Annotated in this window: 10 protein-coding genes; 4 read left to right on the forward strand and 6 right to left on the reverse strand. The window is 61.5% G+C overall.

Annotated features, from left to right (window positions below; translation table 11 throughout):
- The first annotated feature begins 70 nt into the window (after positions 1–70).
- From panB to IE091_RS15965, 4 genes are all read left to right on the forward strand, one after another.
- Positions 71–862 (forward strand): 3-methyl-2-oxobutanoate hydroxymethyltransferase, encoded by a 792-nt coding sequence (panB, locus tag IE091_RS15950; RefSeq protein WP_100732162.1) that lies wholly within the window; start codon positions 71–73, stop codon positions 860–862.
- A 21-nt stretch (positions 863–883) separates the two neighbouring features.
- Positions 884–1,744 carry a pantoate--beta-alanine ligase gene (gene panC / locus IE091_RS15955; protein ID WP_189464099.1) on the forward strand — a complete coding sequence of 287 codons (861 nt, stop codon included), beginning with the start codon at positions 884–886 and terminating at the stop codon, positions 1,742–1,744.
- 32 nt (positions 1,745–1,776) lie between these two features.
- Complete coding sequence (gene panD, locus IE091_RS15960; RefSeq protein ID WP_016915932.1) at positions 1,777–2,157, forward strand: aspartate 1-decarboxylase; 381 nt, start codon at positions 1,777–1,779, stop codon at positions 2,155–2,157.
- 270 nt (positions 2,158–2,427) lie between these two features.
- Complete coding sequence (locus IE091_RS15965; RefSeq protein ID WP_039181351.1) at positions 2,428–3,606, forward strand: acetyl-CoA C-acetyltransferase; 1,179 nt, start codon at positions 2,428–2,430, stop codon at positions 3,604–3,606.
- A gap of 63 nt (positions 3,607–3,669) precedes the next feature.
- On the opposite strand, the gene IE091_RS15970 is transcribed toward IE091_RS15965, so the two are convergent.
- The 6 genes from IE091_RS15970 to infB form a co-directional block, all read right to left on the reverse strand.
- Positions 3,670–4,839, reverse strand: coding sequence for an MFS transporter (locus IE091_RS15970; protein ID WP_016915930.1), 1,170 nt, complete (start codon positions 4,837–4,839; stop codon positions 3,670–3,672).
- Positions 4,840–4,959: 120 nt separating this feature from the next.
- Positions 4,960–7,122: a polyribonucleotide nucleotidyltransferase gene (gene pnp / locus IE091_RS15975; RefSeq protein ID WP_081193556.1), complete on the reverse strand. Its 2,163-nt coding sequence runs from the start codon at positions 7,120–7,122 to the stop codon at positions 4,960–4,962.
- A 137-nt stretch (positions 7,123–7,259) separates the two neighbouring features.
- A complete protein-coding gene (gene rpsO, locus IE091_RS15980) occupies positions 7,260–7,529 on the reverse strand; it encodes a 30S ribosomal protein S15 (protein WP_016915928.1) in 270 nt (89 codons plus the stop codon).
- A gap of 118 nt (positions 7,530–7,647) precedes the next feature.
- Positions 7,648–8,568, reverse strand: a complete 921-nt coding sequence (gene truB, locus IE091_RS15985; protein ID WP_016915927.1) for a tRNA pseudouridine(55) synthase TruB — start codon at positions 8,566–8,568, stop codon at positions 7,648–7,650.
- The gene (gene rbfA / locus IE091_RS15990; RefSeq protein ID WP_016915926.1) at positions 8,568–8,981 is read right to left on the reverse strand and encodes a 30S ribosome-binding factor RbfA; all 414 of its coding nucleotides are present in this window, start codon (positions 8,979–8,981) and stop codon (positions 8,568–8,570) included. The genes truB and rbfA overlap by 1 nt, the downstream gene beginning before the upstream one ends.
- 17 nt (positions 8,982–8,998) lie before the next feature.
- Complete coding sequence (gene infB, locus IE091_RS15995) at positions 8,999–11,539, reverse strand: translation initiation factor IF-2 (protein ID WP_039181363.1); 2,541 nt, start codon at positions 11,537–11,539, stop codon at positions 8,999–9,001.
- Positions 11,540–11,556: the final 17 nt, after the last annotated feature.

Here is an 11,556-nt window from a genome sequence, read left to right on the forward strand (position 1 = left end):
TAATAATGGTCGAGCAGCGCTGACGTTCAGCCATGCCATCGACCCCATGAAGAAACAACGAGAGCACGCCATGAAAACCGTTACCCTGAGCACGCTGCAAGCCTATAAGCGCGCCGGCGAAACGTTCAGTTGCCTGACCGCCTACGATGCCTCTTTTGCCCATGCCGCCAGCGCCGCTGGTGTCGATGTGCTGCTGGTCGGTGATTCGTTGGGCATGGTGCTGCAAGGTCACAGCAGCACGCTCCCCGTCACCATCGACGACATCTGTTACCACACCCGCTGTGCCGCGCGGGGCAAGGGTCACAGCCTGCTCATGGTCGACCTGCCCTTCATGAGCAATGCCACCACCACGCAACTGCTGCAGGATGGCGCGGCGCTGATGCGCGCCGGTGCCGAGCTGGTCAAGGTGGAAGGCGAAGCCTGGATGGCCGACGGCATTCGCGAGCTGACACGCCGGGGCGTTCCGGTATGCGCCCACCTGGGCCTGACCCCGCAAACCGTCTATCAGTTGGGCGGTTACAAGGTGCAGGGCCGCGAAGCCGAACAGGCGGCGCAGATCATCGAGGATGCCAGGGTACTGGTAGAGGCCGGAGCCTCGGTCATTTTGCTCGAGTGCGTGCCTGCCAGCCTTGGCAAAGCCGTCACCGAAGCGCTGGATGTGCCCGTCATCGGCATTGGCGCAGGGCCGGACACCGATGGTCAGATTCTGGTGATGCACGATGTACTGGGGGTTACCCATGGCCGCACGCCGCGTTTCGTGAAGAACTTCATGAGCGAGGCCAGCTCCATTCAAGGGGCCTTCGAAGCGTACCATCAGGCGGTCAAGCACCGCACCTTCCCCGCCACGGAACACTGCTTCTAAGCGAGTCATTGCGAATTTCCTATGCGCACTTTGCGAGATATCAACGAACTACGCGCCATGCTGCGCGAATATCGGCGCCAGGGGCAGCGTATTGCGCTGGTGCCCACCATGGGCAACCTGCATGCCGGTCACCTGGCCCTGGTGGCCACTGCCCGGCAGCACGCGGACGTGGTGGTCTCCAGCCTGTTCGTCAACCCGATGCAGTTTGGCCCGGGTGAAGACCTGGATGCCTACCCGCGCACCTTCGAGGCGGACCAGGCCCAGCTCACCGAGGCAGGCTGCCATGTTCTGTTCGCCCCCACGGTGAGTGCGCTCTACCCCAATGGCCTGACGGCACAAACCCGTGTCCACGTACCGGAGGTAGGCGAAGGACTGTGCGGCGGGTCACGCCCTGGGCACTTCGATGGCGTCTCGACGGTGGTCAGCATGCTGTTCCACCTGGTTCAGCCCGATGTCGCCTGCTTTGGCGAAAAGGACTATCAGCAGCTGGCGGTGATCCGCAAGCTGGTCGCCGACCTGCACATGCCCATCGAGATTCTGGGCGTGCCCATCGTGCGTGCCGAGGACGGTCTGGCCCTGTCATCGCGCAATGGCTACCTCAGTGCCGAAGAGCGCACCCAGGCGCCTGCGCTATATCGCACGCTGTGCGCATTACGCGAGGCGCTGGGGCAAGGCGAGCCTATCGAACAGGTACTACAACGCGGCAAGGCTGCGCTGTATGATGCCGGCTTTACGCCCGACTATCTGGAGCTGCGTGACCCCGAACTCGGCCCGGTCACGCCCTCCACCCACCAGGCCGTTCTGCTGGCAGCTGCCAAACTCGGCCCGGCAAGGCTTATCGACAACATCAGTGTGCAGCTACCCAAAGCTGCCCAGGGCTAGCCGTCGGGCTGGCTCGTCATCCAGGAGTTTTCATGCACACCATCATGCTCAAGGCCAAGCTGCACATGGCCCGCGTCACCCACGCCGTGCTCAACTACGAAGGCTCCTGTGCCATCGACGGCGAGCTGCTGGACATGGCCGGGATCCGAGAAAACGAACAGATCCAGATCTACAACGTGGAGAACGGCGAGCGCTTCACCACCTACGCCATTCGCGGTGAAGAAGGCTCACGGCTGATCTCCATCAACGGCGCGGCGGCGCATCTGGCCTCGCCTGGGCACCGCATCATCATCTGCAGCTACGCCCACTACTCCGAAGCCGAAGTGGAGCAGCACCAGCCCGCGCTGGTCTACCTGCAGGAAGGCAACCACGTCAGCCACACCAGCAATGCCATTCCGGTACAGCTGGCGTAAGACGCACGCGTTGCAAACACGCCGTTTCCAGCGGGCCGTTGATCGGCCCGTTTTTATTTGCAAAAAAAGCGTATTGCCGCAACGCACAACCTTCCCCTATGCTGGTAGCCAAGCCTGACACGACACGCAGTAACGACGCTAACAACAAGAGATAGGCGGCTCGTCTATCTGCGATGCATCTATCTGCGATGAATTTACCTGCGATGAATTTACCTGCGATGAATTTATCTGCGATAGAAACGATGCAACACTCACTCAAGGAGTCAATGTATGCAAGACGTGGTCATTGTGGCGGCTCGCCGCACTGCTGTAGGCTCATTTGGCGGTTCACTTGCCGGTATTCCTGCCAGCGACCTGGGCGCGCTGGTCATCAAAGACATCATGGCATCGACGGGCGTGGCTCCTGAACAGATCGATGAAGTGCTGCTGGGTCAGGTACTGACCGCAGGCGTCGGCCAAAACCCCGCTCGCCAGGCCGCCATCAAGGCAGGCCTGCCAGAGAGCGTGCCAGCCATGACCATCAACAAGGTCTGTGGCTCCGGCCTCAAGGCGCTGCACCTGGCCACTCAGGCCATTCGCTGTGGCGATGCCGAGATCATTCTGGCAGGCGGCCAGGAAAACATGTCGGCCTCCCCGCACATCCTGCCGAATTCGCGTAACGGCCAGCGCATGGGCGACTGGAAAGCCATCGACTCCATGGTCCACGACGGCCTGTGGGACGCGTTCAACAACTACCACATGGGCATCACTGCCGAAAACCTGGCCGAAAAATACGCCATCACCCGGGAAGAGATGGACGAATTTGCCGCCGCTTCGCAGCAAAAAGCCGCGGCTGCCATCAAAGAGGGCAAGTTCAAAGGCCAGATCGTGCCGGTGGAAGTCCCCCAGCGCAAAGGCGACCCGGTGGTTTTTGATACTGACGAAAACCCGCGCGAAGTGTCTGCCGACAAGCTGGGCGGCATGCGCCCTGCCTTCAAGAAAGATGGCACCGTGACAGCCGGCAACGCTTCATCGCTCAACGATGGTGCTGCCGTGGTCATGCTGTGCTCCGCTGAAAAAGCCAAAGAGCTGGGCCTGGAGCCGCTGGCACGCATTGCCGCTTACGCCAATGCAGGGGTCGACCCGGCCATCATGGGCATTGGCCCGGCACCGGCTACCCGCCGCTGCCTGGAAAAAGCGGGCTGGAGCCTGGATGACCTGGATCTGGTCGAAGCCAACGAAGCCTTCGCGGCTCAGGCGCTGTCGGTCAACAAGGAGCTGGGCTGGGATACCTCGAAGGTCAACGTCAACGGCGGCGCCATTGCCATTGGCCACCCCATCGGTGCCTCCGGCTGCCGCGTGCTGGTCACGCTGCTCCACGAAATGATCGCCCGCGATGCCAAGAAAGGCTTGGCCACGCTATGTATCGGTGGTGGGCAAGGGGTGGCGCTGGCCATCGAGCGCCCCTGATACCGCGCTCTCGCGCCGTGATGACTGCCCCCGCACACGCGGGGGCATTTTTTTGCCTGACGGCTAGCGGTGCTTTTCCCCCACGATGCGCGCGGGGGTGCGCCATACCAGCAGCATCCCCAGCAGGAACAGTCCTGCCGATGCCCACATGGTCACCGGCAGGCTGGTGCTGTCCACCACCTGACCGCCCACCATGGCGCCCAGGCCAATCGACATATTGAAGACAAACGCCATCAGCGCCGTGGCGGCTTCGGTATTGGGGGCCGTGCGCAGAATCCAGGTCTGGATGCTGACCGAAACGCTGCCAAACACGGCGCCCCACAGCATCAGCAGCAGCACACCACTGGTCGGTTGCACGCCCAGCAGCGGAAACAGCCCGACTACCACCAGCAGCAGGCTGGGGATGACCAACACCGCCCGATAAGGATGGCGCCCGGCAAAGGCCCCAGCGGCGATATTGCCCAGAATGCCTGCCGCCCCATAGAGCAGCAGCAGGCTACCCACATGCCGCTGGGCCACGCCGCTGATCTCCTGCAGGATCGGGCTGATAAAGGTGTACGCCACGAAGTGCCCGACCACCACCAGCCCGGTGGTCAGCACGGCGACCCGAACGCCTCGGTTTTGCAACTGCTGCGCCAGCATGCGCAAGCGCACCGGCTCACGGGGTGGAAGCGGCGGCAACCACACCCATAGCGCCACGGCGGTGAGCAGGCTCAAGCCGCCAAGGGCGCCGAAGGCCACCCGCCAGTGGCTGGCATCCCCCAGCAGGGTCCCCAAAGGCACGCCCAGCACCGAGGCGGCCGCCACGCCCCCGAAGATGATGGTCATGGCACGGGCCACCTGATGCGCAGGCACCAGGCGCGGCGCAATGCTGCCAGCAATGGCCCAGAAACCGCCAATACTCATCCCCACCAGCACCCTGGCGGCCAGGAGAAAGATAAAGGTCGTGGCCAGGGCCGACAGCAGGCTGCCAATGACCATCACCACCATCATCAGCGTCAGCATGATGCGGCGGTCCAGACGGCCGACGGCCACCGGCAGCAAGGGGGCGGAAAACGCCGCCACCACTCCCGGCACGGTGACCATCAACCCGGCCATGCCGGGTGTCACGCCCATGTCTGCAGCAACCTGCGAGAGCAGCCCAATGGGCAGCTGCTCGGCGGTTACCAGTAAAAAGATGCCGATCATCACGGCGACCACCGCCCACCAGCGCGGTGACTCCTGCTGCTCCATGCTGCTTCCTCTGTATGGGTCTATCAAAATACGTGGGGCTTCAAATATGCGGGGCTACCAAACGACACCGCCCCCACAGCCAGGGGCTGCAGGGGCGGTGGGTCATACGCGGGTGGCCGATTAGCCTGCGATATCCGCCTCGGCAGCGGCAAACGCGGCCTTCTCTTCCTCGGTGATCTCTTTGATCGAGAGCTTCACGCGGTTGCGGTTGTCGATATCCAGCACCTTCACGACGACATCGTCACCTTCGTTGAGGAAATCGCGCACGTTGTTGACGCGCTCGGCGACGATTTGCGAGATATGCACCAGGCCATCGGTACCCGGCATGATGTTCACGAAAGCACCGAAGTCGGCGATGCGCACGACCTTGCCTTGGTAGAGCTTGCCGATTTCCGCTTCTGCCGTGATGGCCAGTACGGTATCGATGGCCTTCTTGGCCGCGGCCTTGTCTTCGGCATAGATGCGCACGGTGCCGTCGTCATCGAGGTCGATGGACGCGCCGGTGTCTTCGCAAATCTTGCGGATGGTAGCGCCGCCTTTGCCGATGACGTCACGGATCTTGTCCGGATCGATCTTGATGGTGGCCATGGAAGGCGCATTCTCGGAGACATCGGTACGGCTTTGGCTGATCACGGCGTTCATCTGCGCCAGGATACCGATACGCGCATCGTGAGCCTGCTGCAGCGCGGTTTCCATGATCTCTTCGTTGATGCCTTCGATCTTGATGTCCATCTGCAGGGCAGTAACACCCTCTTCAGAACCCGCCACCTTGAAGTCCATGTCGCCCAGATGGTCTTCGTCACCCAGGATGTCGGTCAGGACCGCGTAGCCGTCTTCGTCCTTGACGAGACCCATGGCAATACCCGCCACCGGGGCTTTCAGCGGAACGCCTGCATCCATCAGCGCCAGCGAGGAGCCACAGACCGAGGCCATGGAGCTGGAACCATTGGATTCGGTGATTTCCGACACCACGCGAATGGTGTAGGGGAAATCTTCTTCGGAGGGCAGCATGGCCTGGACGCCACGACGAGCCAAACGACCGTGACCGATTTCACGACGCTTCGGGCCACCCATGAAGCCTGCTTCACCCACCGAGTAGGGAGGGAAGTTGTAGTGCAGCATGAAGCGGTCTTTACGCTCGCCTTCCAGCGACTCGATCAGCTGCGAGTCGCGCAGCGTGCCCAGTGTCGCCACGGCGATGGCCTGGGTTTCACCACGGGTGAAGATGGCCGAGCCGTGAGTCTTGGGCAGCACGCCGACTTCGATGGCCAGCGGGCGCACGGTGACGTTGTCGCGGCCATCGATGCGCGGCTCGCCCTTGACGACGCGAGAGCGCACCACGCGCTTCTCCAGCGCCGCAAAGGCCCCCTTGACGTCATCGGCACTGAACTTGCCTTCCGAGGAGTCACCTTCTTCAGCCACCAGCTGGGCCAAAGCAGCCTCTTTCAGCTCGGCCAGCGCATCCTGACGCGCCATCTTGTCGGTAATGCGGTACGCATCGCCCACTTTGGCTTCGAACGCATCGGCCATGGCGGTTTTCAGCGCCACGTTTTCGGCGGGCGGCTGCCAGTCCCAGCGCGGCTTGCCTGCTTCAGCAGCCAGTTCCTTGATGGCGTTGACCGCCACCTGCATCTCCTGGTGGCCGAACAGTACGGCACCCAACATTTCGTCTTCCAGCAGCTCCTGAGCTTCCGACTCCACCATCAGCACGGCGTTTTCGGTACCGGCCACCACCATGTCCAGCTCGGAGGTGGTCAGCTCTTCGACGGTGGGGTTCAGGAAGTAGCCCTGCTCTTCGTTGAAGCCAACGCGCGCAGCGCCGATCGGGCCATTGAACGGAACGCCTGAGATGCTCAGCGCTGCCGAGGTGCCCAGCATGGCCGCAATATCCGGGTCATGGTTGCGGTCAGTCGACAGAACGGTACAGATCACCTGCACTTCGTTCATGAAGCCCTTGGGGAACAGCGGGCGAATGGGGCGGTCGATCAGCCGTGACGTGAGGGTCTCTTTCTCGGTGGGGCGACCTTCACGCTTGAAGAAGCCGCCAGGAATCTTGCCGACCGCGTAGGTCTTTTCCTGGTAGTGCACCGAAAGCGGGAAGAAGGATTGGGCGGGATTGACGTCTTTCTTCGCCACCACCGTACACAGTACGACGGTCTCGTCCATGGTGACCATGACGGCACCAGTGGCCTGGCGAGCGATACGCCCAGTTTCGAGGGTGACGGTGCTACGACCGTATTGGAACGTTTTTTTGACCGGATTCACGGCGACTTCCTTTAACATTAATAGCTACTTGTCTTTTCGCTTGGGTCGTTTTGACTCGCCACCATTCTAGGCGTTGACGCGGCTGACGGCTACCTCAAACAAAAAAACGGGCAGCTCGCAAGGAGCTGCCCGTTTTGAATCGTTGCCGTTACTGCTTAGCGACGCAGACCCAGTTTCTGGATCAGAGACTGATAGCGCTCGAAATCCTTACGCTTCAGGTAGTCCAGCAGCTTACGACGCTGGTTTACCATGCGGATCAGACCACGACGAGAGTGGTGATCCTGCTTGTTGGTCTTGAAGTGGTCCTGCAGGCCATTGATGTTGGCGCTCAGCAGTGCAACCTGCACTTCAGGGGAACCGGTGTCGTTGTCGCCGCGGCCGTATTCGTTGACGATTTCGGCCTTTTTCTCAGCGGTTAATGCCATCTGTCTCTCCAGTAAGCAATATGCCTAAAAATGAATGGGTGAGACCACGCATATTTGCAGTCTCAAGCTACTATTTTCGCGCAAATCGCCGCATCCTTGCAACGTTTTCACGGCGAAATTACGAACGAGCGACCGTACTCAACAGTCGCTTGGGAGCCACTTCCTGCGGCCCTTTTACAACGCCAAGACCGATAAAGGTCTCGGCGTGATAAAGTCGTGCCAGCGCATCCGCTGCCAACTCGCCACTGGCCAATTGCACCGACTGCCCGTGGGCCAGCCTGTCATAGGCAGCATCGTCCACGCTGAGCGATGGCAGATGATCCACCAGCACATCGACGGGCATCAGTTCCGCCTCGCGATGGGCCTGGCTTGCCAGCGCTTCCAGCGCCTCCAGGGTCCACATGGCGTCGCCACCGAAGGGGCCGGTCTTGAGCCTGCGCAGTTGACTGATGTGGGCACCACACCCCAGCGCCAGGCCAATGTCTTCGGCCAGGGTTCGGATGTAGGTTCCCTTGCTGCAACTGACTTCCAGCTCGAAGGCATGACCCTCGAACGCCAGCAGGCGCGCATCATACACGCTAACCCGCCGTGCTGCACGTTCAACCTGCTTGCCCTCGCGCGCTAGCTCGTAGAGCTTCTTGCCCTGGTGCTTCAACGCCGAATACATGGGCGGCACCTGGTCGATCTCGCCACGAAAGCGGACCAGCACGGCCTCCACATCCTCGGCGGTGAGGCTTGGCACCTCACGCCGCTCGATGACGTTACCCTCGGCATCGCCGGTGTCGGTGATCACGCCCAGTTCGACCCGGGTGCGATACATCTTGTCGGCTTCCAGCAGGTGTGCGGAAAACTTGGTGGCCTCCCCCAGGCAAATGGGCAGCAGGCCCGTTGCCATGGGGTCCAGCGTGCCGGTATGCCCGGCTTTCTGCGCCTCGAACAGACGGCGCACACGCTGGAGTGCATGGTTGCTGGAAATACCCTTGGGCTTATCCAGCAGCACCACGCCATTCACCGGTAATCCGCGACGGCGACGAGCCATTAGCGCGTCTCCTCACCCTGGGCGTCGGTGTCGTCCTCGTCATCTGATTGGCGGGCACGGTCGGTAGAGACCGCCTCGTCGATCAGCGATGAGAGGTGCTGGCCACGCACCACGCTTTCATCGTAATGAAAACGCAGCTCGGGCACGTGGCGCAGCTTGATGCGCTTGGCAATCTGGCTTCTCAGAAACCCAGAGGCGCGCTTGAGCACCTGCAGGTTTTCCTTGATACGCTCGGGCTCCTGTTCACCCAGCAGGGTGACATAGATATCGGCGTAGCCCAGGTCACGGCTGACGGCAGCGCCGCTCACCGTGATCATGCCAAGACGCGGGTCTTTTACTTCCCGCTGGATCAGTACCGCCAGCTCCTTCTGGAGCTGGTCGGCTACCCGGTCGGTACGCTTGAATTCGCGCATGTTGACTCCTCGCTGCCTTACAGGCTGCGCTCGACCTTCACTTGGTCAAAGACTTCGATCTTGTCGCCGACCTGAACATCGTTGTAGTTCTTCACGCCGATGCCACACTCCATGCCGTTACGCACTTCCTGTACGTCGTCCTTGAAGCGGCGCAGCGATTCGAGTTCGCCTTCGTAGATGACCACGTTGTCACGCAGAACGCGGATACGCTTGCTGCGGGAAACCGTGCCTTCGACGACCATACAGCCGGCCACCGCACCGATCTTCGGCGCGCGGAAGACGTCGCGTACTTCGGCCACACCCACGATCTCTTCTTTCCACTCGGGGGCAAGCATACCGCTCATCGCCTGCTTGACCTCGTCGATCAGCTGGTAGATGACGCTGTAGTAGCGCAGATCCAGACCTTCACGCTCGATGATCTCACGGGCTGCGGCATCGGCACGTACGTTGAAGCCGACCACGATGGCTTCAGACGCCAGCGCCAGGTTGGCGTCGGTTCCGGTGATACCACCCACGCCGGAGGAGACCACTGCCACTTGCACTTCGTCGGTGGAGAGCTCTTCCAGAGCGCCCTTGATGGCTTCCAGTGACCCCTGAACGTCGGCTTTGAGGACGATGTTGACCTTGGCCACTTCGTCCTGGCCCATCTGGCTGAACATGTTCTCCAGCTTGGCTTTCTGCTGACGCGCCAGGCGCACTTCGCGGTATTTGCCTTGACGGAAGTTGGCCACTTCACGGGCTTTCTTCTCGTCGGCCACGACCATGAAGTCGTCACCGGCATCCGGCGTGCCGTCGAGACCCTGGATCTCGACCGGCATGGCGGGGCCAGCGGTATCGACCTGTTGACCCAGCTCATTGGTCAGCGCACGAACGCGACCGTAGTGCAGGCCTGCCAGCACGATATCACCCTTCTTCAGCGTACCGTTCTGAACCAGCACGGTAGCCACCGGGCCACGGCCTTTGTCCAGGCGAGACTCGACAACGACACCTTTGCCAGGCGCCGACGGAACGGCCGTCAGCTCAAGCACTTCGGAGGCCAGCTGGATCGCTTCCAGCAGGTCTTCCATGCCTTCGCCGGTTTTGGCGGACACGTGAACAAACTGCGTGTCACCGCCCCACTCTTCGGAGATCACGCCGTGCTGTGACAGCTCGTTACGAATGCGGTCAAAGTCCGCGCCCGTTTTATCGATCTTGTTCACCGCCACGACCATGGGCACTTCAGCCGCTTTGGAGTGCTCGATCGCTTCAACGGTTTGCGGCATCACGCCATCGTCGGCGGCCACGACCAGGATGACCACGTCGGTGGCTTTGGCACCACGAGCACGCATGGCGGTAAACGCCGCGTGACCGGGGGTATCCAGGAAGGTGACGCCGCCGTGGTTGTCTTCCACGTGGTAAGCACCGATGTGCTGGGTAATACCGCCCGCTTCGCCAGTGGCGACCTTGGCACGACGGATGTAATCCAGCAGCGAGGTCTTGCCGTGGTCAACGTGACCCATGACCGTCACGACGGGTGAGCGGGTGATCTCTTCGCCTTCGTAGGAGATGCCTTCCAGCATTTCCGTTTCCAGCGCGTCGTCCTTCACCAGCTTGACCTTGTGGCCCATCTCTTCCACGACGATCGCCGCAGTATCCTGGTCGATGGTCTGGTTGATGGTCACCGCCGCGCCCATGGTGAACATGGCCTTGATGACTTCGTTGGCCTTGATCGACATCTTGTCGGCCAGCTCGGCAACGCTGATCGATTCAGGGATCGAGACTTCACGCACGATCGGCTGAGTCGGCTTCTGGAAGCCGTGCTTGCCGTTGCCGCTCTGGCTTGCGCCGCCACGACGGCCACCACGGCGCTCGGCACGCTTGACCTTCTTGCCGCCACCGCCACGCTTGCGCTCTTCGCGATCACCGCGATCGTCGTCATCGTCGCGGCCTTTTTTCTTGGCAGCCGTCTTCTTGGGCGGTGCCGTGCGACGGTCGGTACGGCCTTCCTTCGGCGGTGCAGGCGGCAGGTCTTCACCCGTCGGTGCATCGTCGATTTCCAGGTCAGGCACGTCGATGTCCGGCACTTCTGCCGCCTTGGCCTTGGCTTGCTCTTCCGCCGCCTTGCGTGCAGCGTCTTCAGCCGCCTTGGCTTTTGCGGCTACGGCTTTCTCTTCTGCCGCCTGGGCTTCCTGCGCCTTGCGCTCGGCTTCCGCTTCGGCCATATCGCCTACCAGCTGGCGCGGGCCAGAGTGCTGGGGCTCGGCAGCCTTGGGCTTCTCTTCTTCACGCTTGACGTAGGTCTTCTTCTTGCGCACCTGAACTTCGATGGTTTTACCGCGCTCGCCGGTCTTGATGCGGCTACGGGTTTTACGCGTCAGGGTGATGCGGTTCTTGCTCGGCTCGTTGTCGCTGCCGCCGTGGCTCTTCTTCAGAAAGCTCAGCAGCGTCTGCTTGTCTTCTTCAGATACGGCGTCGCTTTCCGAGGCGTGCTGCAAACCGGCTTCTTTCATCTGTTCCAATAGGCGGGGCACATCGCGGCCCACCTTCACTGCAAAATCTTTAACTGTCATATCCGACATAGTGACCCTCCTCAGCC

It is taken from the genome of Vreelandella hamiltonii (assembly GCF_014651775.1).
Lineage (GTDB): Bacteria > Pseudomonadota > Gammaproteobacteria > Pseudomonadales > Halomonadaceae > Vreelandella > Vreelandella hamiltonii.